Annotated in this window: 21 protein-coding genes and 5 tRNA genes; 3 read left to right on the plus strand and 23 right to left on the minus strand. The window is 40.2% G+C overall.

The annotated features are described in order from the left end of the window. Positions 1 to 66: 66 nt before the first annotated feature. From HBHAL_RS12355 to HBHAL_RS12395, 8 genes are all read right to left on the minus strand, one after another. The gene (locus HBHAL_RS12355; protein ID WP_014643770.1) at positions 67 to 681 is read right to left on the minus strand and encodes a superoxide dismutase; all 615 of its coding nucleotides are present in this window, start codon (positions 679 to 681) and stop codon (positions 67 to 69) included. 216 nt (positions 682 to 897) lie between these two features. Beyond that, positions 898 to 970: transfer RNA gene (locus HBHAL_RS12360), tRNA-Phe, on the minus strand. Between the two features lie 80 nt (positions 971 to 1,050). Then, positions 1,051 to 1,143, minus strand: a tRNA-Ser gene (locus tag HBHAL_RS12365). 12 nt (positions 1,144 to 1,155) lie between these two features. Then, positions 1,156 to 1,232 (minus strand) — tRNA-Ile (locus HBHAL_RS12370). A gap of 3 nt (positions 1,233 to 1,235) precedes the next feature. Next, positions 1,236 to 1,311 (minus strand) — tRNA-His (locus HBHAL_RS12375). A 30-nt stretch (positions 1,312 to 1,341) separates the two neighbouring features. Next, positions 1,342 to 1,418 (minus strand) — tRNA-Met (locus HBHAL_RS12380). A 723-nt stretch (positions 1,419 to 2,141) separates the two neighbouring features. Further along, positions 2,142 to 3,779 carry a Na/Pi cotransporter family protein gene (locus HBHAL_RS12390; protein WP_014643771.1) on the minus strand — a complete coding sequence of 546 codons (1,638 nt, stop codon included), beginning with the start codon at positions 3,777 to 3,779 and terminating at the stop codon, positions 2,142 to 2,144. 551 nt (positions 3,780 to 4,330) lie between these two features. After that, positions 4,331 to 4,951 (minus strand): NfeD family protein, encoded by a 621-nt coding sequence (locus HBHAL_RS12395; protein ID WP_014643772.1) that lies wholly within the window; start codon positions 4,949 to 4,951, stop codon positions 4,331 to 4,333. 285 nt (positions 4,952 to 5,236) lie between these two features. Here HBHAL_RS12395 and ispG point away from each other — a divergent pair, with 285 nt between their 5' ends. After that, the gene (gene ispG, locus HBHAL_RS12400) at positions 5,237 to 6,346 is read left to right on the plus strand and encodes a flavodoxin-dependent (E)-4-hydroxy-3-methylbut-2-enyl-diphosphate synthase (protein WP_173380449.1); all 1,110 of its coding nucleotides are present in this window, start codon (positions 5,237 to 5,239) and stop codon (positions 6,344 to 6,346) included. 42 nt (positions 6,347 to 6,388) lie between these two features. Here the strand turns inward: ispG and HBHAL_RS12405 are convergent, their stop codons facing one another. After that, positions 6,389 to 6,832, minus strand: coding sequence for a hypothetical protein (locus HBHAL_RS12405; RefSeq protein WP_014643774.1), 444 nt, complete (start codon positions 6,830 to 6,832; stop codon positions 6,389 to 6,391). Positions 6,833 to 6,996: 164 nt separating this feature from the next. On the opposite strand from HBHAL_RS12405, the gene HBHAL_RS12410 reads away from it, so the two are divergent. Continuing rightward, the gene (locus HBHAL_RS12410) at positions 6,997 to 7,281 is read left to right on the plus strand and encodes a DUF2624 domain-containing protein (RefSeq protein WP_014643775.1); all 285 of its coding nucleotides are present in this window, start codon (positions 6,997 to 6,999) and stop codon (positions 7,279 to 7,281) included. A gap of 155 nt (positions 7,282 to 7,436) precedes the next feature. On the opposite strand, the gene HBHAL_RS12415 is transcribed toward HBHAL_RS12410, so the two are convergent. Then, positions 7,437 to 8,327: a deoxyribonuclease IV gene (locus tag HBHAL_RS12415; RefSeq protein ID WP_223254200.1), complete on the minus strand. Its 891-nt coding sequence runs from the start codon at positions 8,325 to 8,327 to the stop codon at positions 7,437 to 7,439. A 22-nt stretch (positions 8,328 to 8,349) separates the two neighbouring features. Further along, positions 8,350 to 9,669, minus strand: a complete 1,320-nt coding sequence (locus HBHAL_RS12420; RefSeq protein ID WP_014643777.1) for a DEAD/DEAH box helicase — start codon at positions 9,667 to 9,669, stop codon at positions 8,350 to 8,352. 184 nt (positions 9,670 to 9,853) lie between these two features. Here HBHAL_RS12420 and HBHAL_RS12425 point away from each other — a divergent pair, with 184 nt between their 5' ends. Next, positions 9,854 to 10,816, plus strand: coding sequence for a 4-hydroxy-3-methylbut-2-enyl diphosphate reductase (locus HBHAL_RS12425; RefSeq protein WP_014643778.1), 963 nt, complete (start codon positions 9,854 to 9,856; stop codon positions 10,814 to 10,816). 178 nt (positions 10,817 to 10,994) lie between these two features. Here HBHAL_RS12425 and HBHAL_RS12430 read toward each other — a convergent pair whose 3' ends face one another. From HBHAL_RS12430 to recO, 12 genes are all read right to left on the minus strand, one after another. Further along, a complete protein-coding gene (locus tag HBHAL_RS12430; RefSeq protein ID WP_014643779.1) occupies positions 10,995 to 12,110 on the minus strand; it encodes a Nif3-like dinuclear metal center hexameric protein in 1,116 nt (371 codons plus the stop codon). After that, positions 12,110 to 12,814, minus strand: coding sequence for a tRNA (adenine(22)-N(1))-methyltransferase (locus tag HBHAL_RS12435; protein WP_014643780.1), 705 nt, complete (start codon positions 12,812 to 12,814; stop codon positions 12,110 to 12,112). Before HBHAL_RS12435 ends, HBHAL_RS12430 begins: the two co-directional genes overlap by 1 nt. Positions 12,815 to 12,884: 70 nt before the next feature. Further along, positions 12,885 to 13,256 carry a cytochrome c550 gene (cccA, locus tag HBHAL_RS12440; protein ID WP_014643781.1) on the minus strand — a complete coding sequence of 124 codons (372 nt, stop codon included), beginning with the start codon at positions 13,254 to 13,256 and terminating at the stop codon, positions 12,885 to 12,887. A gap of 108 nt (positions 13,257 to 13,364) precedes the next feature. Next, a complete protein-coding gene (locus HBHAL_RS12445; RefSeq protein ID WP_041601364.1) occupies positions 13,365 to 13,907 on the minus strand; it encodes a hypothetical protein in 543 nt (180 codons plus the stop codon). A 91-nt stretch (positions 13,908 to 13,998) separates the two neighbouring features. Continuing rightward, positions 13,999 to 15,147: an RNA polymerase sigma factor RpoD gene (rpoD, locus tag HBHAL_RS12450; protein WP_014643782.1), complete on the minus strand. Its 1,149-nt coding sequence runs from the start codon at positions 15,145 to 15,147 to the stop codon at positions 13,999 to 14,001. Between the two features lie 38 nt (positions 15,148 to 15,185). After that, positions 15,186 to 17,000, minus strand: a complete 1,815-nt coding sequence (gene dnaG / locus HBHAL_RS12455) for a DNA primase (RefSeq protein ID WP_014643783.1) — start codon at positions 16,998 to 17,000, stop codon at positions 15,186 to 15,188. Between the two features lie 35 nt (positions 17,001 to 17,035). Further along, positions 17,036 to 17,506, minus strand: a complete 471-nt coding sequence (locus HBHAL_RS12460) for a YaiI/YqxD family protein (RefSeq protein ID WP_041601365.1) — start codon at positions 17,504 to 17,506, stop codon at positions 17,036 to 17,038. 247 nt (positions 17,507 to 17,753) lie between these two features. Continuing rightward, a complete protein-coding gene (locus HBHAL_RS12465; RefSeq protein WP_014643785.1) occupies positions 17,754 to 18,566 on the minus strand; it encodes a pyruvate, water dikinase regulatory protein in 813 nt (270 codons plus the stop codon). A 22-nt stretch (positions 18,567 to 18,588) separates the two neighbouring features. Then, positions 18,589 to 19,218: a helix-turn-helix transcriptional regulator gene (locus tag HBHAL_RS12470; protein WP_014643786.1), complete on the minus strand. Its 630-nt coding sequence runs from the start codon at positions 19,216 to 19,218 to the stop codon at positions 18,589 to 18,591. 83 nt (positions 19,219 to 19,301) lie between these two features. Further along, positions 19,302 to 21,386 (minus strand): glycine--tRNA ligase subunit beta, encoded by a 2,085-nt coding sequence (gene glyS, locus HBHAL_RS12475; protein WP_014643787.1) that lies wholly within the window; start codon positions 21,384 to 21,386, stop codon positions 19,302 to 19,304. Beyond that, a complete protein-coding gene (glyQ, locus tag HBHAL_RS12480) occupies positions 21,379 to 22,266 on the minus strand; it encodes a glycine--tRNA ligase subunit alpha (RefSeq protein WP_014643788.1) in 888 nt (295 codons plus the stop codon). Before glyQ ends, glyS begins: the two co-directional genes overlap by 8 nt. Positions 22,267 to 22,565: 299 nt before the next feature. Continuing rightward, positions 22,566 to 23,309 carry a DNA repair protein RecO gene (gene recO, locus HBHAL_RS12485; protein ID WP_014643790.1) on the minus strand — a complete coding sequence of 248 codons (744 nt, stop codon included), beginning with the start codon at positions 23,307 to 23,309 and terminating at the stop codon, positions 22,566 to 22,568. Between the last annotated feature and the right edge of the window lie 8 nt (positions 23,310 to 23,317).

Raw genomic sequence — 23,317 nt, forward strand, 5'->3', positions numbered from 1 at the left:
GAACAAAAAGAGATATACAAAAAGAAAAGACCTGGACGGAAATCCAGGTCTTTTCTCTAAAATTTATTATTTAGCTGCATCGTAACGTTTTGCTACTTCATCCCAATTTACTACATTCCAGAATGCTGCAGCGTAGTCAGGGCGACGATTTTGGTAATTCAGATAGTAAGCATGTTCCCAAACGTCGAGTCCAAGGATCGGAGTCTTACCTTCCATAATCGGTGAATCCTGATTTAACGTGTCGATTACTTCAAGGCTGCCGTTGTTTACGACTAACCAGGCCCAGCCTGAACCGAAACGACCTTTAGCGGTTGTTTCGAATTTTTCTTTAAATTGATCTAAGCTTCCAAAGGTATCATTGATCGCAGTCGCTAAATCACCTGTTGGTTCGCCACCGCCATTCGGAGACATAATCGTCCAGAAAAGACTGTGGTTTGCATGTCCGCCTCCATTACGGCGTACAGGCGTACGAATATCCTCCGGTACAGCTGCAAGATTGTTGGCTAACAATTCTTCCAGTGATTTGTCCTGAAGATCTGCATGACCTTCCAACGCATTGTTAAGCTTAGTCACGTAAGTGTTATGGTGCTTCGTATGGTGGATGTTCATCGTTTCCTTATCGATGGTAGGTTCTAGTGCATCGTAAGCATAAGGTAGTTCTGGTAGTTCAAATTTGGCCATAGTATAACTCCTCCTTTAATTAATATGTAAAACCAAGAGTATGCTTTTGCATAACTTCTTAACTTTACATTATCAAACCGGAAATGTACTTGCAAATAATATGCAGCTTTCCGTTTGGAATACTTTTGACTTCCGCTATTAAGGTTTCCCGTATTGAATAAATTAAAACATAAAAAAACCAAGCCGATCGGCTTGGTTTTTCATTACTTTTATAAGTGGCTCGGGACGGAATCGAACCGCCGACACACGGATTTTCAGTCCGTTGCTCTACCGACTGAGCTACCGAGCCATGATAAGCTGAAAATTTAAGAACTCACTGATTGGTTCCAAAAACATCTTGTGATGAACCATTTTACATTATATGTATCATGGCGGAGGAGGAGGGATTCGAACCCCCGCGAGCCGTAAAGCTCCTGGCGGTTTTCAAGACCGCTCCCTTCAGCCAAACTTGGGTACTCCTCCGTATGAAAATAATGGTGGACCCTGCAGGACTCGAACCTGCGACCGATCGGTTATGAGCCGATAGCTCTAACCAGCTGAGCTAAGGGTCCACTTGGGGCGGCTGATGGGAATCGAACCCACGAATGCCGGAACCACAATCCGGTGCGTTAACCACTTCGCCACAACCGCCGTAATAAAAGTTTTAATTATGTAATAAAATGGTGGCGGTGGAGGGAATCGAACCCACGACCTCACGGGTATGAACCGTACGCTCTAGCCAGCTGAGCTACACCGCCATTAAGTAAAAATGAGTAAATCTTGTTTGAAGCGACATTTAATAATTTATCATGTAATAAATGTTTTGTCAACAACTTTTTTTGCGCTGAAATTAGCGACAGGAATAATATAGCATGGTCTCTTTAAGCTTGCAAGACTTTTTTAAAAGGTTCTGTTAAACTTTGTTGGCAATTTCTTTAAAACGTCTTATTTCGAGATATGCGTTGGGTACGATGCCATAGAAGAATAGGTGTTCGTGGGAGAATAACCACTCCTGTACCAACACCGAGAAACTCTATTAATAAGTCATAGCGCAACCCTTTTGAGTTCAGCTTATGATGGTTTTGGCTATCGGAACAATTCTACGTTTGAATATTATCCCTCTCCCCTTCTTCCGCGCTTATTCTCCACTATTTCTAGCGGCAAAATAAAAGCCTAAACTCCGGGGATGAGCTATTCAGCTGCAGCACCCAAACTCGATAGAGAAGCGGTCTCCGTGTTTCTTTATCTCTGCCAGTTTCAGGCTAGTTTTGGTGCCCTGCCTCTTGAGGTCTTAAGTCCAATTGTGATACTAAGACGAGCTCTTCCTTTCATGTTCGTTCTTATCGGGCTCTTCTCCCTCAAGCATCTCGAAACTGAATCTTACAAAATCGGGAGCGTATTTGTATATATCAACATGGAGATCTATCAGAATTTATTAAAAGAACAGCTGAAGCATTAGCTCAGCTGTTCTTTTAATAAGATTATAAACTTTCTTTTTCTCCCAGGACTTCTTCAGCAATATTAACAGCGTGGTCACCAATACGTTCTAAATTGCTGACCATATCAACGAATACGATACCAGCTTGTCCATTGCAAACACCTTCATTTAAACGAATGATGTGTTTTTTACGGTAACTGCGTTCCATTCGATCGAGTTCATTTTCTTTTTGAACGACCGCTAATGCTTCTTCTCGATTCATGGTTTCAAGCGCTTTTGTGGCTTGTTTCACAGTCATTAAAGTAAGATCAAACATTGTATTCAAGTCATCAATAGCCTGAGGGGTCAAGTAAACTTTATTCGAGTTTTTGTAATCGATAAGTTCAATGATGTTTTCAAAGTGATCACCAATCCGTTCAAGATCCCTAACCGAATCCATCAAAGCTGAATGCTTGAGACTTTCTTCGTCAGTTAAGGAAGCTTGAGATAAGTCAATTAAATAGTCGGTTATCTTTCGATCCAGATTATTTAGAGCATCCTCAATTTGCATCGCAATTTCCGAATGCTTTTGCTGTTTATTATTTAAATATAGACTTGTCTCTTCTAGTCCCTTATATGCATACTGCCCCATTCGAACTACTTCTTCTTTTGCCTGATCGAGAGCAAGTGAAGGAGATTGCTCAATAAAAATCGGGTCTAGATGCTGCGGCTTAAATTCAATTAAGGAATCTTCACCAGGAACTAATTTTATAACTATCCAGGCTAGTACAGCTACGAAAGGAAACTGCACTACTGTATTCGCAATGTTAAAAGATCCATGTGCAAAGGCAATGGTCATTTCCGGCCCTAAGTTCAGATATCCTTGTAACCATTCTACATAACTTGTAAATGGTTTGAGTAACAGGAGAAACACAGTTGCCCCCAGCACGTTAAAGATAACGTGGACAAAAGCGGCTCTTTTGGCACCTACACTTGCGCCGATAGCCGCTATAACCGCGGTAATAGTTGTTCCAATGTTATCACCAAAAAGGACAGGAAGAGCTGCTTGAATATCTACCAGTCCTTCCCCAAACAATCCTTGCAATATCCCTATGGTAGCACTTGAACTTTGCACAATAACCGTGAACAATGTTCCAATTACTACTCCTAATACCGGATTTTCACTCATACTTAATGTAAGCTCTCTAAAAGCTTCTAAAGATCTAAGTGGTTTCATACCACCACTCATAGTTTCGAGCCCGAAAAACAGGGCACCCAATCCAAAGACCGTCTGTCCAAGGTTGGTTACTTTTTTATTTTTAAAGAAGAAGATCATTAAGGAACCGACTGCTAGTATTGGAAGACCATATGCTTTTATATCAATACCTATAATGAATGCTGTAAAGGTAGTCCCGATATTAGCTCCCATAATGACTCCAATAGCCTGCCGGAACGTCATAAACCCAGCGTTTACTAGTCCTACCGTTAAAACCGTAGTCGTCGAGCTGCTTTGAACCAGAATGGTTACTACAGCACCTGCAATCACGCCCATAAGAGGGTTGCTTGTAAAGCGATCCAGCATTTCACGTAAGCGATCGCCAGCTACCTTCTGCAGTCCGTCTCCCATATACTTTATACCAAATAGGAAGATACCAAGACCGCCAATAAATTCAAATATCATTTTTTGAACGTCTATCTCCATTTAGTCCCCACCCTTTCTTCATCCAAGTTTCTACATTTTCTCTCTTTTTTTAAAACACCTTTCTCATTATTAACTAAAGATATTTTATTTGTAAAGGATATCCGAGAATCTTAACATTAAATTTACATTAAGATTATATAGAGGTAATAACCATTTGTTAAAAGGAGCTTATAACTAAGTACATATAGCAAAGAACTCCCTGCTGTAGAAAGCTTTATTTAAAACCCTCTTTCTTGATGTCTTCCTTCCAAAATTCTATTTTCGTGAGACCCGTTAATTGGGTTCTTGATAATTATGCATTTCAGGCAGGTTTAAATGTACAGTATAACCATCTTCTAACTAACTGCGCTGCCTCTTCTTAACTAAATTGAATGGACCTCCATTAGAATCTAACCAAGCAAAGTAACCATTAATTCCGTAACTAAAGAGCAAATAACACACTGATTAGTTTTTCAAATAATAAACTCTCTATCCCCTTTGAGTTGTATTACCCAATCAAAGGGGATAGAGAGTTTTAACGAGCACTTATTGTTTAATTTATTTTCAGCTATTCAGATCTTTTTCACTAATATTCTAGTTCCATCTACAGAAACCACTTTAATGTCATCATCTTTTGAAATCCACTGTCCATTTGAGACAGCACTGTAATCTTCTTCTTCGATCTTTATTGTCCCTACCGGCCTCATGTCAGTCAGAGCCTTTCCCCTTTTATCAATAAGGAACTGATAACTTTCTTTCATGGAATTGTATCCCATTTCTGATGACAATTGGTCCCTGAGGGTGATTTTTGTCCACATCTTCCTATGTTTAAATACTTTCAGGAATAGCAGGGAAGCGGCACCTCCGAGAATGACTCCAATAACACTGTAAAGGCCAGCTACCCAATTAGGTGCACTAAATCCTACGGCTATAACCATAATGGCAGCTCCGATCGTAGCAAGTGTGCCATCATTTATGAGTTTCCCGTCAATAACCATAAGAATGATGCCAAGAAAATAGACAAGCATCATAACGATAAACATATCTGTTGCTAAGTAACTTGAAAAATAAACGGTAATAAACCCAAAACCAATAATTGCAAAGATCCCTTTCATGTTAACCAGCAGTTCACCGATTAAAAACATGGTGCCTAAAAAGGTAATAAACAAAGCAATCCAATCAAATGCAAGCACGATGAACACATCCTCCCGTATATCTTTTGAATACTATATGTACGATTAAGGTTCTACTTTCGTTTCATTAAATATTACTTGAGTTTACTATTTGCTTCCTCCATAATATAATTTGTTAAACTTGGATATGTAAAATAGAAGCATTTACAATAGTTTTACATGTGGAGTGGCTGTATTTAAGTGACTTGACTTCTCATTTAAGTTAAAAGCCCTTATAATAAAGGTTGGAATGTTAAGAAGCACACCTTTTTTGTAAGTATATAAAGGAGCGATTTGAAAATGGCAATTACCCACAGAAAAGATACACGCCCTGTAAAAGTAGGTGACGTGACCATCGGCGGAGCTGATGAAGTCGTTATTCAATCCATGACTACTACCAAAACGCACGATGTTGAAGCTACTGTAGCCGAAATTAAACGTTTAGAAGAAGCGGGCTGCCAAGTCGTACGTGTTGCATGTCCTGATGACCGTGCAGCAGACGCTATACCTGAAATTAAAAAGCGTATCAACATACCGCTGGTTGTCGATATTCACTTTGATTATAGAAAAGCCCTGAAAGCAATTGAGGGCGGTGCAGATAAAATCCGTATCAACCCTGGAAACATTGGTAAACGAGAAAAAGTTGAAGCGGTGGTAAATGCTGCTAAAGAGAAAGGAATCCCTATTCGCATTGGAGTTAATGCCGGTTCCTTAGAAAGACATATCCTTGAAAAGTATGGATACCCAACTGCAGACGGTATGGTTGAAAGTGCCCTGCACCACATTAAAATTCTAGAGGATCTAGATTTTCATGACATCGTCGTTTCATTGAAAGCTTCAGATGTACACTTAGCCATTGAAGCTTATGAAAAAGCTGCTCAAGCATTCTCGTACCCGATTCACTTGGGTATAACTGAATCAGGCACTCTATATGCAGGTACAATAAAGAGTGCGGCAGGTCTAGGCGCTATTTTGAGTAAAGGAATTGGAAGCACGCTACGCATCAGCCTTAGTGCTGACCCGGTCGAAGAGGTAAAAGCTGCTAAAGAACTGCTTAAATCATTCGGGCTTGCTGCAAATGCGGCTACCTTAATTTCCTGTCCAACTTGCGGACGTATCGAAATCGATTTAATCTCTATTGCAAACGAAGTTGAAGAATATATCCAAACTATCAAAGCCCCTATTAAAGTTGCCGTATTAGGCTGTGCTGTGAATGGCCCTGGTGAAGCACGAGAAGCAGATATAGGTATCGCGGGTGCACGAGGAGAAGGTCTTCTGTTCCGCCATGGAGAGATTATCAGGAAGGTTCCTGAAGATATTATGGTGGAAGAACTCAAAAAAGAAGTCGATAAACTCGCCGAAGAGCATTATGAGAAACAGCGTATCGAAAAAGAAAAATTAGAGCAAAAAGCATAAAAAAAGGTGGACCATAGCGGTCCACCTTTTTTTTATCTGAAATTAGATCAGATTATAGATGGGAGCAAAGAATATGGAAAACGCAATGGATACAATACTGATAATAATCGCCATGTTCCCTAGCGTATCAGCTCCACGCCGTTTTCCTATAATCCCTAATACAATGCCAGCGGCACCTAATATGAGGGGAGCAAAGAAAAAGGAAAGAATGGCGGCACTCAGCCCCAACCAACCCATACCTACTTTTACATCACTTTCCATGGTCGTCTCTTTTTCTTCAGTTTGAAAAGGTTCATCTATAGGCGCTACTGCCGCTTCCTGGGCATATTCTTCTTCATAACTTTCCCCATATACTGGCTGATAAGGACCGCGTCCATGATCATTAACTGGTTGCTGGTCATTCTCATGCACTTGCTCCAATTCATCACCATGCTCTGGAGCTTTCTCTGTTTCCTGATTCTCAACAGGATTTTTCGGATCATACATACGGATACCCTCACTTTCTGTTTGGAGAATCACGTTTAGTATGTTCCATAATCGCTTTTGTTAACGAGGGATTTTCTGACATATCTAATATCCTTACTTAACACATTCTCCCCTTTTAATTCATATGGTGTAGTAAACCATTGCTGCGAAAGGGAGTATAAATAATGAAACAAGTAGCTCAACAATTTGTTATGCAAAAGTTAAAACAGCTGACAGTTCATGACTTAATGTCTTACAGTAAGCAATACACAATCCCTATATCAAAGTCTGAAGCTGAATTAATCGTTAAAGCTCTTAGAAAAAATAAGGAAAACCCTTTTGAGCCCAATGGACGCAAACGAATGTTAACTAAACTTGCTGCCATTACTTCCAAAGACACAGCTCGCTCTGTGAATCGCCTTCTAATGGAACTGGCTAAAGAGCACGGTGTGGCTCATTGGTTAAAGTAATGACAAGATAACCTGATCATTGAATTAACTCCTGTGACCCTAATTGCCCGCATGATTATTTCTTGGTTTAAAAGTAGTCATTTGAAGCCCGCTGCAGAATACATGGCCGCAAAAAATGATACCTAAAATAAAAAAAGGTGCACATGCACCTTTTTTTATTGCTTCATTATTTTATCCTTTAATTCTTCATCAAAATTTCCTTCTTTAAACATTTCAATTTCAAATCCATAGGGAGGCTTTTTATTTTTCTTATCTTCCCCTACATAAGGTGTTTCAAGGATCTTAGGCAAATCCTTTAAGGAAGGATGATGGACTACCTGGTGTAAGGCTTTAAAACCAATATGTCCAAAACCAATGTTCTCGTGGCGGTCTTTTTGAGCACCTTTTACATTTTTACTGTCATTCACATGTACGACTTTTAACCGGTCCAGACCTACAACTTTATCGAACTCATTCAGTACTCCATCGAAATCTTCAACGACGTTATAACCAGCATCATGAATGTGACAAGTATCCATACATACGGATAATTTCTCATTCAATGTGACACCATCTATAATCTTGGCTATCTCTTCAAAATTCCGACCGATTTCAGATCCTTTGCCAGCCATTGTCTCGAGCGCTATTTGGGCATCCTGGTTTTTATGAAGCACTTCATTCAAACCCTCGATAATCTTAGGAAGCCCTTTCTCCAGCCCCTGTCCTACGTGAGAGCCAGGATGCAGTACAATTTGCTTTGCTCCTATAGCCTCTGTACGTTCGATTTCATTTCGAAGGAAGTCTACACCTAATTGGAAAGTTTCAGGCTTAGTTGTATTACCGATATTAATGATATACGGAGCATGAACAACAATATCTGAGATATTATGTGATTTCATATGCTCCTGCCCAGCTTCAATATTTAATTCTTCTATAGGACGTCTCCTTGTGTTTTGAGGCGCTCCCGTATAAATCATAAATGTACCAGAACCATAAGATGCAGCCTCTTCACTTGCTCCAAGGAGCATCTTTTTCCCTTTCATTGAAACATGCGACCCCAGTTTCAAATTAAAACTCCTTTCCTGATGCCTATTTTTTGCGATATTGATTTCTTTTAAGGCCTTTCAAATTTTTATCAGCCTTTTTCTTCATTTTCTTCTTGTAGCCTGGTTTCACTTTTTTCGGTTTACGAACCATTTGTCTTGCTTTCTTCTCAAGATCTGTTTCTTTTCTCTCTCTTGTCTGGCGTTCATTATAGGAATTAACTTCTTTCCATTCTCCATTTTTCACTTCATAGAAATTAAAAGTGAGCCCTCTGCTTTCAAGTTTCTGGATTAAGGGAAGATCTCCTTCCTTATATAGATTAATGGCAGTTCCCTGCAAGCCGGCACGAGCAGTTCTACCTACACGGTGGATATAAAATTCTTCTTCTTTAGGCATCTGAGCATTGATGACATGACTGACTCCCTGAATATCGATTCCACGAGAAGCTAAGTCAGTCGCTACGATATACTGGTATCGTAAATTTTGAAGTTCTTTAAGCATCCTTTTCCGCTCTCTTGGTGATAAGCCTCCATGAAGAATACCCACTTCCAGGCCGCGACTGAGCAAAGCATCCGCTAATTCATCGGCATGGCCTTTGCCATTTGTAAAGATAATAGCAAGATAAGGCTGAATAGCTTCGGATATATCCATAATGATATCGGCCGGATTCTTGTGACGTAAAGGAACTAATCGGTGCTCCATAGACTCAGGTGATGGTTTATCATCTTCGATCTGAATAAGGGAGGGGTTAGTTAGATATTTTTTGAGGAACGGCTGCAAGCGCTCAGGGATTGTAGCCGAGAAGACTAACATTTGAACATCAGGATCCATACGAATTAAAATCTGATCTACGTCTTCAATAAAACCTAAATCAAGCATCAAATCAGCCTCATCCAGCACAAACCCTTTGGCTTGATGCAAATCTACAGCTTCTTCTTTCACCATATCCAGAATTCTTCCCGGCGTTCCCACAATAATATGAGGAGGGAGAGAAGATAGTTTATCCACCATCTTTTGCTTGTCCGTACCTCCAATTAGCAGCTTAGAGCGCCAAATCTTCTCTTTTCCACCGAATTGAATAGCTTTCTTTACTTCTTCATGGATTTGAATAGCCAGTTCCCTTGTGGGAGCTGTAATAACAAATTGAACGTTGGAAGAATTCTCATCAATTTTGTTGAGCAATGATAATAGATAAGCGTGCGTTTTTCCAGAGCCAGTATGTGATTGTCCAATCAGGCTCTCACCTCGTAAAGCAGCAGGCATGACTTCGCGCTGTATGGGTGTAGGTTCATGAAAACCAAGTTCCCCAATAATCTGGCTGATTACAGGGGTAATAGCAAATTCTTCAAATTTATGTGTACTCATTATGTTTTGTACTCCTTTAGTGTAAAATGTTCTCATCCCATTATAATAGAGCCAGGGAAGAAATGCACGATAACAGGACAACCTGCGACAAGATTCTTTGTCTTCTTTCCACTTAGCCTTTATAATAAAGGATGGTAAAGTAAAAGTATTCAATTGGATTGGATAAAGAGGAGGACTTTAAATAATGGAAGTCATTAAAATCGCCCCTCGCGGTTATTGTTACGGTGTGGTGGATGCCATGGTCATTGCACAGAATGCAGCAAAAGACCCGAACCTGCCCCGCCCTATATATATCTTAGGAATGATTGTACACAACTCCCATGTTACTCAAGCTTTTGAAGACGAAGGCATTATTACCGTTGACGGTAATAACCGCATGGATCTTCTGGACGGAATTAACGAGGGTACAGTTATTTTCACAGCTCACGGAGTATCACCTGAAGTTAAAGAGCGTGCTAAAGAGAAAGGTCTTACTGCTCTTGATGCAACTTGTCCCGACGTGACAAACACGCATAATTTAATCCGGGACAAGGTAGCTGAAGGCTACGAAATTATTTATGTCGGTAAAAAAGGCCACCCTGAACCTGAAGGGGCCATGGGTGTTGCTCCAGGTAAAGTCCATCTTGTCCAAACGGAAGAAGATGTAGACAATCTTAACATCGATCACGATAAATTAATGGTTACTAACCAGACAACCATGAGTCAATGGGATGTTTATGATGTGATGGAAAAAGCGAAAGAAAAGTATCCTCAGCTGGAAAAACATCAGGAAATTTGTATGGCTACTCAGGTTCGTCAGGAAGCTGTTTCTGAACAAGCCAAGGAAGCTGATCTTACATTAGTAGTTGGAGATCCTAAAAGTAATAATTCAAACCGCTTAGCTCAAGTATCCATGGAAAAAGCAGGTACCCAGGCATATCGGATAAGTGATGTGACCGAAATCGACCTGGATTGGCTGGAAGGCGTTCAGAAAGTAGCCGTTACAGCAGGTGCTTCCACCCCCACGCCAATAACTAAAGAAGTTATAAAATTCATTGAACAATATGACTTAAATGACGTGGACACTTGGATTCGCGAATCCAAAGTGGAACAGAAAAAGATTCTGCCGCGTGTGAAAACTAAAAAGAAAAGCCAAGTAAAAGAATAAACGATCTGACAAGCTGTGCGGACATATAATGTCCGCACATTTTTATATCTTTAGCTTTAAACTTTACTTCCTACCAATGGTTCGAAACTGATTTTTGATCAATCAGGTGCTTGTTTTTTAAAATTATCATTGTGGCGTATTCTTAAACTATTCATTGAACGAACGCACCCTGACCTCTCTACACAAAAGTAAAAGGTTCAGTATTGGATTCAGAAAGAATAACGGATATACGCTGCTGCCATTTATCTTCTAAGTATTTCTTGATCTCAGCACAGACTATCTTTTCTACATGGTGGCCCGGATCGATCAATGAAAGTCCCATTTCCATAGCATCTTGAGCTGCATGAAAAGTCATATCCCCTGTAATATAAACATCCGCTCCGTTCGCTTTTGCTGCATGGATATATTTTTCTCCACTGCCCCCGAGAAGAGCAGCTTTTTTGATCATTTTTGAACCTTCCCCCGTCATCCGTACAGCAGGGACATTGTATTTTTCTTTTACTTTTTCACACAACTCCTTCAACTCCATCGGTTCCTTTAAGTGGCCAATACGTCCCACACCTTTATCTTCTCCTTGATTTAAAAGAGGATAAAGATCATAAGCGACTTCCTCATAAGGATGAGCTTTCTCCATTGCAGCCAGAACACCATTTAATTTTGATTTAGGTACAATGGTTTCTATTCGTTTCTCCTCCACAATCTCAAGATCGTCGACGTGGCCGATGTAGGGATTTGAGCCTTCTTGAGGCTTAAAGGTACCTTGACCCGATAACTGATACGTACAATGGCTGTACTGTCCTATATGACCAGCCCCTGCCTCGCTGATAGAATTCCTTACTTCTTCCGCATGGTCTTCAGGTACAAAAACGGTCAGTTTAACCAGTTCATCTTGCCCCGTTGTCACTAATGGAGAGGTATCCTCAAGACCAATAGCTTCTGCCATCACATCGTTTACTCCGCCTGCTGCTACATCAAGATTAGTATGCGCTGCGTACACTGTAATGTCATGTTTGATAAGTTTTTGAATGACTCTTCCTTTAGGGGTGTCAAAATTAATTTGATGCAACTTTACAAATAACAAAGGGTGATGAGCAATAATCAAATCAACTTGCTTTCCAATAGCCTCGTCTACAACATTCTCAAGTACGTCAAGAGTTACCATTACTTTCTTTACTGGTTTATTCAGTGTACCGACCTGAAGTCCGACATTATCCCAATCAAAAGCCAGGTGCTTTGGAGACCAATTTTCAAACGACTGGATAATTTCACTTGCTGAGATCGTTCGATTCGTCATTATTCAAGTACCTCCTTTAACCAACTAATCTCTTTTTGTAACTGGGTAATTTTATCTTCATTTACCACTGTAGCCTGCTTAACTTGAGACAGAACATACTCTTTTTTCTCAAGTTCCGATTTACACTTTGTGTTAAATGCCCTTTCAGCTTTTTTCAGAAGATGAGGACCAAGCCACAATTGTTTCTCCACATGTGAAGAATCATAAGAGGCAGCGGGCTCCCCTCTGTCACCTACTAGAATTTCATATATGTGACCGTTTTCTTCCAATATTAATTCATCCACTAAGTCATAACCATTTTGAAAAAACCAACGCCTTACTGAAGGAGCATCTATATTAGGCTGAGCTATAATTCGCTCGGTTTCGGAAAGCTTCTCCTTACCTCTTTCTAATATATCCCTTATTAGGGGGCCTCCCATTCCCGCGATAACGATCTGGTGGACTTCATTCTCCTTTAAAACCTGTAAACCATCCCCCAGGCGAACATCTATCCGATCTTCCAAACCACGATCTTTCACTTCTTTCAACGCACTAGTGTAAGGCCCTTGATTGACTTCCCCTGCTATTGCCTGAGCGGAGGGATCATTCAAACAAACATAGCACGGAAGATAAGCATGGTCCGAGCCGATATCGGCAAAAAAAGCACCCTTAGGTAAATTTTCGGCTACATGGGTGAGCCGTTTGGATAACTGATTAACATTCATATTCTCTCTTCCCTCTCATAATAAAGAAAAGCTTTCTGATTGTCACAGAAAGCTTTCCAAGTATAAGTAACTATTTCTTTTCTGCTAACCATTTCGCCAGTGCTGCAGCCTTTTCACCTGTGTAAAGACCCGCTGGCATCGCAGAACCTTTACCATTCACGATAATATCCTGAATTTCTTCAGCAGAATAACGACTGCCTACTTCTGTTAGGTTTGGCCCTGTCCCGCCTTCTAAGTTTCCACCGTGACAGCTGGCACATTGTGACTGAAACATTTCTTCCGGATTGGCATTCGTTGTTTCTTCCTGTTGTTGTTCTCCACCGTTTTCTTCTTCATTCTGAATCGCTTCACGCTGGTTAATCCCTGCAGCAGAAACGATGATCATAGCTACTATACCTAAGACAGCGATAATAGCAAATGGAATCACAGGGTTTCTTCTCATTAGTTGCATCCTCCTTATGTATTCCTTAAGTTAGTATGGGCAAATCCATTCGGCTATATTTATTTTACTTGAAAAGTTCCACTTATTAAAGAGATAACTTGTGAAAAGTTACAAAACAACAGCTATAAAAAGGAAAAGGATCCCTATAACACTCGATATCATTAGATAATGAATTCTCCATCGTACACCGATCCCCATCCATAGGATACAATGAATGCTCGCCATTCCATATATCCATTGAGAGTTGATTGAGAGGGTGGAAACCAAGTTTAAGAAAAGCAGTAAGCATACAAGCAAACCTGTAATTAATGGAAAATGGTAAAGTACAGGGTAGGTACCTATTACATGCCGGAGAGCTAGAAAAGCAGTGAAAACAAAAGTCGACAAAAGCCCTGTTTGCAATATGAGGTTCATTTCAGTAAAATAAATGACAAGAAATGAAAGGGGTAACAAAATAAGGGTTAAAAGTGAAAACATCAGCGTGAGTACATTTCTTTTAGAGTTATTGAACTCTATCTCTCTGTCGCTGCTGTCTTTTTGCCCCTGCGTGTAAAGAGCTAACAGAAAATCGCAATATTCGCCTGGAAGTAGTCGATGTTCTTTCCAATAATGGATTTCATTAACAATGGTTTCTATACGATTTTCTTTCATACACAGTATCCCCCGCCAGTTAGAGAATTAAAAAACTCAGGCACCATCTAAGCACTATGCAGCCGATGGATACCTGAGTCATAACATCTTTTTATTCCATAAAGTCTTTCAGACGTTTACTACGGCTTGGATGTCTCAACTTGCGAAGCGCTTTTGCTTCAATTTGACGGATTCTCTCTCGCGTTACCCCAAACACTTTCCCTACTTCTTCAAGCGTACGCGTTCGTCCATCGTCTAATCCAAATCTTAAACGTAATACATTTTCTTCTCGATCCGTAAGTGTATCTAGAACGTCTTCCAATTGCTCTTTCAAGAGTTCATAGGCCGCATGGTCGGAAGGGGATGTGGCTTCCTGATCTTCAATAAAATCACCAAGATGGGAGTCATCTTCTTCCCCAATAGGCGTTTCAAGCGATACTGGTTCCTGAGCAATTTTAAGGATTTCCCGTACTTTGTCCGGTGTGAGTTCCATATCCTGAGCGATTTCCTCTGGAGTAGGCTCGCGTCCAAGGTCTTGTAAAAGCTGACGCTGTACTCTAATAAGTTTATTAATAGTCTCAACCATGTGGACAGGAATACGAATGGTACGAGCCTGGTCTGCAATTGCGCGCGTAATGGCCTGTCTGATCCACCAGGTAGCATACGTACTGAATTTATAACCTTTACGATAATCAAACTTCTCTACGGCTTTGATGAGACCCATATTCCCTTCTTGAATTAAATCAAGAAAAAGCATGCCTCGGCCTACATATCTTTTAGCGATACTTACAACTAGACGCAAGTTAGCTTCAGCTAGATCTCTCTTAGCTTCTTCATTACCATTTTCAATTCTCTGAGCAAGAGTGATTTCATCTTTAGCAGATAAGAGGTTTACACGTCCGATTTCTTTTAGATACATTCGAACGGGATCATTGATTTTGACACCTGGAGGTACGCTTAAGTCGTTAAGGTCAAACTCTTCTTCTTTATCTAATTGTTTCATACTAGGGTCAGTTTCGGAGTCACCAATTACTTCAACACCCTGTTCATTCAAATGCTCATAAAATTCGTCCATTTGATCAGAGTCTAACTCAAAGCTTGATAACTTTTCTGCTACTTCCTCGTAAGCAAGTACTCCTCGCTTTTTCCCTATTTCCAACACCTGATCTTTTGCTTGTTCAAGTGTCATTTCATTCGTATTGTTACTATTACTTTCCTTTTCTTTAGAACGTGATGGCTGTTGTTGCTTATTATCCGCCATAAGTCCCCCTCCTTCCAACGTATCTATACCAACTATACCTAGGTGTTTTTTAATTCTTTTTTCTTCTCAATGATCTTCATAGCAATTTCAGCAGCTTTAATTGGTTCATTTTGCTGCTCTGCCCGTTTTAAATCATCTTCTAAGGTTTTTATATCCGTACGGTCACTATGTTCAGCTTTAATCCTAAAAATGTAATCATGGATTTCCTGATCAGACACCTCTTCACTAACCGGTGCCATAGCCAATTCAATTACTAGATTTTTCAGAGCAGGATCATCAAGTTTTTCCACAAACTGACTCACATCTGACTGATTACCATCTTCATAGTAAGCATACAGATAGGTGACTATAACCTGATGGTCTGAAATATTAAATGCTCCACCTAGTTCCTCTTGAACTTTCTCAGCTATGAAAGGATCTCTTAGCATATAGGCGATTAACTTTCTTTCCGCATTATGAAAAGCCGGCAGGAGTTTATTCTGAATGGAATACTGACTTGTACGGTTAGTATATCGGTTTTGTTCTTTGTTATCCTGTTTAAATGTGTTTTTACCTCTGATGTGGTGGACTTCTTCTTTAAGAGTATCCACAGACATCTGAAACTCTGAGGCCAGTTCATTTAAATAATGCTCCCTCTCTACTGCCCGGTCGAGGAGAGCGACCTCCTGTAGTACCTTTTCGATATAAGCGATTCGATCTCCTTCCAACTGGAGATTATAATCTCTCCGCAGATAGCTCATGATAAAAGCTATGAACGTGTCACTCGTATCCAAAACTTCTCTCTTAAAGCGCTCTCCACCATGCTTTTGAATAAAATCATCTGGGTCTAAACCATCCGGAACTCTGGCTACGAATGTTTGACACCCAGTGTTTTTCAGCAGTCGGCCAGCCTTCATCGCAGCTTCTACGCCTGGCTGATCTCCGTCATAGCATATGATAACCTGATCCACATAACGTTTGAGAAGATTAGCCTGGGAGCTAGAGATAGAAGTTCCCATCGTGCCTACTACATTGTGAACGCCCGCCTGGTCAGCAGAAATTACATCAACATATCCTTCAAATAAGATCACGGACTTCTGTTTACGAATTGCCGCTCTTGCCAGGTCAAAGTTGTAAAGCAGCCTGTTTTTTTGAAAGAGTTCCGTTTCCGGACTATTCAAATACTTAGGTTCTTGATGACCCAGTGAACGACCGGCAAATGCCACCGTTTTACCTAAGTGGTTGCGCAGTGGAAAAATTAATCTACCTCTAAAACGATCGGCATATTCTCCCTGATCATTTACATTTAATAACCCTGCTTTCACCATCGTTTGTGGATGAAAACCTTTTTTCTCAAGGAAAGTGACCACAAATTCTTTGGAATTCGGTGAATATCCAATTTGATATTTTTTAATCGTTTCCTCACTAAATCCCCGGTCGATTAAATACTGATAAGCATCCTGACCTTCTTTTGAATTCAGAAGCATATGATGGTACAACTTTGCAAGCCATTGATGAGCTTCTAATATACTTTGAGATTCAGTGCTTATTTGTGAAGAACCCTCTTGGGAAGCTTCCTCAGGCAAATCTATTTGTGCCTGGCCCGCCAGTTGTTTAATAGCCTGTATGAAGTTGAAGCCTTCCATTTCCATAAGGAAGGTATATACATTCCCTCCCTTTCCACATCCAAAGCAATGGAAAATTTGCTTATCAGCAGAAACGGAAAAAGAAGGAGTGCTTTCTCCATGAAAAGGACACAAACCAAAATAATTTCTACCCTGTTTTTTTAATTCTACATAGTCACCAATAATATCCACGATGTCTGTGGATTGGCGGATTTCATCTACTTTTTCCTCTGGAATATGCCCAGCCATACGCATCACCATACTAAACAATTATTCGAGATAGACTATTGAATACCTTCCTGAGCAGCTAACAAATTTTCAAATACATGCTGAAAATACTCACGATCTTCTTTTTTAAAAGCGGAAGGACCTTTCCACTTTTTATTTTTCTTCATGGACTGCTGCCTCAAGTACTTATTATTCATTATTTCATCTGCATCAGCATCTTTGATTAGTTTACCTCTAGGAGTTAGAACATAAACCCCTCTTGTTGTCAATAGTACAGCTAAAGACAGATCCTGAGTTATTACATAATCAGATGCAGCAACGTGGTTGAGAATGTAAAGATCTACTGCTTGAGACCCATGATCTAAAAAAATCCACCCTTCTTCTGCCTTCTCAGGGCTATAATGATTAACAGTAGCTATAAAAATGGGTTTAACTCCATGTTTCCTGCACACATTATAAATTTCCTGTTGAACCGGACAACTGTCTGCGTCTACCCATATTTTCAGATTTTGATTTGAATTTGACATAGTTACTGTACTTCTACAATAATACATAGAATCCTTCTAATTTTAGAATGTTTTATTTTTCTGAAAAGTGCTCACTTAACTCTTTTAGTAAAATCTAATTACCTGCTGTTTACATGTATAGGATCATTTTTACCGCAAATAAACATTATAATACATTCTACAGATTTACGCTATATACTATTTTACCTATTTTCATCCTTCCCAACAAAAGTCGCGCTTAATCATAGCGCGACCTTAAGTATTGGTACTATTCTTGGGAATCTTGCCTTAATTTATTCGTAATCACATTCGCCGTCTCTTCAACAGCTTTATTGGATACATCAATAACATGGCAGCCGATCCGATCTACTACACGATTAAAATGTTCAATTTCCTGATGAATTCTATTCATATTTGCATAACTGGCTTGCGCTCCAAGCCCCAGGGATTTTAAGCGCTCTTTTCTGATATCATTTAATTTCTCTGCGCTAATCTTTAATCCGATACATTTATCAGGGTCCACTCGATACAGTTCCGCTGGTGGCTCAACCTCGGGTACAATGGGAACATTAGCTACCTTTAATCGTTTGTGAGCTAAATATTGGGAGAGGGGAGTTTTAGAAGTTCTCGATACACCTATCAACACAATATCCGCTTTAGCGATTCCTCGAGGGTCTCTTCCATCGTCGTAGCGTACTGCAAATTCAATTGCTTCTACTCTCTTGAAGTAATCTTCATCCAATTTATGAACAAGTCCGGGTTCAAGGCGAGGTTCTAAATTGAAGTGCCTTTCCATAGATTCCATCATCGGTCCCATTATATCCACACATTCAATATCATACTTTTTTGCTTCCTCAAGTAAATATGTCCGGAATTCTGGGATGACAAATGTAAACCCTACCATGGCTCCCTGTTCTTTCGCCTGAACCAGAGCCTCATTAATTGTACCTTTATCCTCCACATACGGAATTCTCTGAAGATCAAAAGGACCATCATCGAACTGACTAAGAGCTGCTTTCACGACAAGCTCTGCGGTTTCCCCAACAGAATCTGATAATACGTAAATCAATGGTTTCCCCATTTTCTCCCTCCTGTCTGTTCCTTTATAGGTGCTGATCTAATCCTAATTCAACCAGGGCTTTTGTTATGTTGGTTTTTGTAAGCCTGCCAATTACTTCTAATCCATTCTCAGCAGGTTCAACCACTGGAAGACCATCAATTTGCTTTTCTATAAGCTTTTGAGCGGCATCCAATAATAAATCCTCTGGTTTACAAATGGTGATATTCGGCATCCGTGTCATAATAATATGAACAGGAATCGAGGACAAGTCCTGATTACCAATACTTGCTCGTAAAAGATCTTTTCTGGAAAGCACACCTACCAAATGTCCAAGCTCATTCGTTACAAATAATGTACCAACATCCTCCAAAAACATAGTGCAGATGGCATCATAAGCCGATACATCTTCTTCTACCACGATTGGTATAGATTGATACTCTTTGACTTTAAACTTTTTCAACTTTTCCGTTAACAATTCAGAACCCGTTTTTCCAGTAAAGAAATATCCAACACGGGGTCTCGCGTCCAAAAAACCTGCCATTGTTAGAATGGCAAGGTCAGGACGCAGAGTAGCCCTTGTAAGGCTCAAATGGTCTGCTATATTTTCTCCCGTTATTGGCCCATTGTCTTTTACTATTTGAATGATTTGTTCTTGTCGGTTAGAGAGTTCCAATCTTTCACCACCCTGCTCACTGTGACATACTATTCTATTTAATTATTATAGACCATATTAATAACCGGGTAAAAGAAGGGGACTTAGAACTGCTGCTTCCATTCAATTGCATTTAAGTCTGCAAACTCTTTAATGTCTGTAGCAATTTGGCTTAATAAACCTAATCGATTGTTCCGAATCTTCTCATCTTCTGCCATAACCATCGTTCCTTCAAAGAAGTCATGGATAGGTGAAGCCAATTCAGAAAGCTTCTCTAATGCCTGAGCGGGACGGTCTTCCTGCATGGCTTGCACATACTCTGGGTGGACCAGTTTAAAGGCTTCATATAAACGAACTTCTGAATCATTCTCAAAATACTTCGGCTTTGCTTCCATGACATCTGATTTTTTCGCGAGATTAAGCACACGTCCTAATGCTTCATGTATATATTTAAAAGTAGGATCCTGACGTTTATCTACAAGCAGCCTGGCTTTTTCAATGGTTGCTGCGAAATTTTGCACGCCATTCGTAAGCGTTGCTTCAACGACATCAGGATCAATGCCTTTCTCTCTTAATAGATAAGCAGCTCTAAGTTTAAAGAATTCATGTAAATCCTGATGCACTTCTTCTTCTGTACGTGTTGGAAGATTTAATTCACGATAGAATTGATGCACAAGGTCTATTAATTTCTCTACAGGAATATTCCATTGCTGACTCTGTAACGTCTGTAAAACCCCAAGTGCCTGTCTCCTTAACCCATAAGGGTCCTGAGAACCGGTTGGAATGATACCAATTGAGATGCTTCCTACAATCGTGTCAAGCTTATCCGCTATACTTACAATCGAACCGATTGTTGAAGAAGGAACAGCGCCGTTAGCCTGCCTCGGCATATAATGTTCATTAATAGCTCGCGCTACAGCTTCCTCTTCTCCAAATAAACGAGCATACTTTTCTCCCATCACTCCCTGGAGCTCCGTAAACTCATCAACCATTTGGGTAACAAGATCAAATTTGCATATCTCAGCAGCTCGTTCAGCTTGCTGCTTTTCTAAGTCATTCAAGTTAAGCCACTCACTGATTTTACCTGCTATTGCTCTAATACGCTTTACTTTATCCGCAAGGGTCCCAAGCTCAACTTGATATACCATTCGTGACAGCTTTTCCATTTTTTGATCAATCGTACCTTTTTGATCTTCTTCATAAAAGAACTGGGCATCTTTTAAGCGCGCTTTTAAAACTTTTTCATTTCCACGGGAGACCGTATCTAAATGTTTGTCGTCACCATTTCGAACTCCTACAAAATAAGGAAGAAGAGAACCTTCTTGAGAACGAACAGGGAAATAACGCTGATGTTCTTTCATTGATGTAATTAAAGCTTCTTCTGGTATGTCCAGGAATTCTTCATTATAAACTCCAAAAAAGACCGTTGGATATTCGACCAGATGAGTAACTTCCATTAATAAATCCTCATCAATAATAAGTTTCCAGCCTTTATCTTCTTCAAGCTTCAATAATTGCTCCCGTATGGCATTTTTTCTCTTCGTAACATTACTGATGACATATTCGTCGTTTAAAACTTCTTCATAGATCTCAGCTGAACGAAGAGAGGCTTTATCACCCAGGAAACGATGGCCGTATGTGATCCGGTCCGTCGTTACGTTTTCAATAGTGAAAGGAATAATTTCTTCACCGAACAGGGCGACCATCCACCGAATAGGCCGGGCGTACCTTAGATCGTAGCTTCCCCAGCGCATATTCTTGGAAAAGGTAATACTTAGAAACACAGAGCGAAAATCTTGAAGTAATTCTTTCGTTGCCTCTCCTTGAATAAACTTCGTTACGTGTACATATTCAGTGCCCTTTACTTCTTTGAAGTATATATCTTCTACATCTTTTCCTTGTCCTTTGGAAAAACCAATGGCTGCTTTTGTCCATTCTCCATTTTCGTCCAATGCAATTTTTTTAGCAGGGCCTTTGGCTTCTTCTTCGATATCAGGCTGCTTATCAGCTACATTGCTTATTTGGACTGCTAATCTCCTTGGAGTAGCGAATCCTTTCACTTCTCCAAAAGGAATCCGCTGCTCACGGAACCACGTTTCTGTCTTTACTTTTAATTGTTCTAAGGCATCATCTATAAATCTAGCCGGGAGTTCTTCTACTCCAAGCTCAAATAAAACCGTTTTACTCATGGTCTTCAACCTCCTTAGGTAGCATCGGGAATCCTAGTCGTTCTCTTTCTTCCACATAGGCTTTGGCAATTTTTCTTGCCAGGTTTCGGACTCGGGAAATGTATCCTGTACGTTCCGTAACGCTAATGACTCCTTTGGCATCTAAAAGATTAAAAGTATGTGAGCACTTCAGCACATAGTCATAGGCCGGGAATACTAAGCCTTTTTCCATAATTCTTTCTGCCTCTTTCTCGTAGGTGGAAAATAACGTAAAAAGCATATCTTCATCTGATTCTTCAAACGTATAAGTAGAATGTTCAAATTCCGGCTGCCTAAAGATATCTCCTACCGTGACTCCATTTGTCCATTCTAAATCAAATACGTTTTCTTTATCTTGAATATAAGAAGCCAGTCGTTCAAGCCCATAAGTAATCTCTGCAGATACAGGACGTGCTTCAAGTCCACCAATTTGCTGGAAATAAGTAAACTGAGTAATTTCCATACCATCCAGCCAAACTTCCCAACCTAAACCTGCCGCTCCAAGCGTAGGGTTCTCCCAGTTGTCTTCTACAAAACGAATATCGTGCTTAAGCGGATCTATACCTAACGCACGAAGGGAATCAAGGTAAAGTTCCTGAATGTTATCAGGAGATGGTTTCATAATGACCTGGAATTGATGGTGCTGATATAAACGATTCGGATTTTGTCCATAACGTCCGTCTGCAGGTCGTCTAGAAGGCTCTACGTAAGCAACGTTCCACGGTTCTGGACCAAGGCTTCTCAGCAGAGTCATTGGAGACATCGTACCCGCACCTTTTTCCGTATCATAGGCTTGCATCAATAAACACCCCTGCTCGGACCAATGGTTTTGCAATGTAAGAATCATGTCTTGTATATTCATTTTCTTCCTCCTCTTGTGAATCGAAGTCGCAGCCTTTCAAGAAAAAATAAAAATCCCGTCCCTATGTCTTCATCAGACATAGGGACGGGATTCCCGCGGTTCCACCCTACTTGCTTTTCCACATGGAAAGCCACTTTAAAGTAAATTGCTCAGGACTGCCTTCACTGAACCCAAGACGCTTGTCTTCCACCACCACAAGCTCGCTTTATTGTCTGGATCTCAGCTACTACTTTCCTTCTTCACAACGTATTATTAAGTAGTTGAATCATACTGAATAAATAAACGATTGTCAATCGAGATCATGTAAACAGATCTAATTGTTTTAAAAACTTCTTCGATTTAATTAAATACCCACCGTACTGATCATAATATTCATCCATAATTAAACGCAATATCTTTTTATTCTTTTCTTTCATAGAAATCTGGCCCAGCCGTTTGACATCCATATGTACAAAGATACGTAATAATCTAGGCAGAGGATCTGGAAGGCCATAGGCGTTTGGATCTTTGTGTTTGCAGCGATAACAAAGGAGTCCACCCTCAAGAATGGAGAAGGAATAGGGTCCTTCCTGGCTGCCACAGTTTATGCAATGATCCACCACTGGAGAAAAACCGGCTTTTTTAAATAATTTAAGTTCATAAATCATAGACAAAACAGCTGCATCTTTCCCCTCATTCATCCATAGCAGGGTTTGTAGAAATTGTTCGTACATAAATGGATCCGGCTGTTTTTCATCTATCAGCTTATCCACAAGTTCTGCCAGATAAGAGGCGTAAGCGGTTTTCACAATATCTTCGCGTATTGAGCGCAGGGAGGAAATCATTTCCCCCTGACTCAATGACCCCAGTCCCGATCCTATTTGAATTAAATACATCCCGTGAATAAAGGGCTGGGTTACCGAAGAGGTCCGGCTTTTAGGTTTTTTAGCACCTCGTGCCATCACCCCTATTTTCCCCTTTTCACGTGAAAAAAGCGTTATAATCTTATGGGTTTCTCCGTAATCTCTCGTTCGGATAACAATGCCTTCGACCTTTTCTAACAAAGCACTCA

The organism is Halobacillus halophilus DSM 2266, assembly GCF_000284515.1.
In the GTDB taxonomy this organism is placed as follows: domain Bacteria; phylum Bacillota; class Bacilli; order Bacillales; family Halobacillaceae; genus Halobacillus; species Halobacillus halophilus.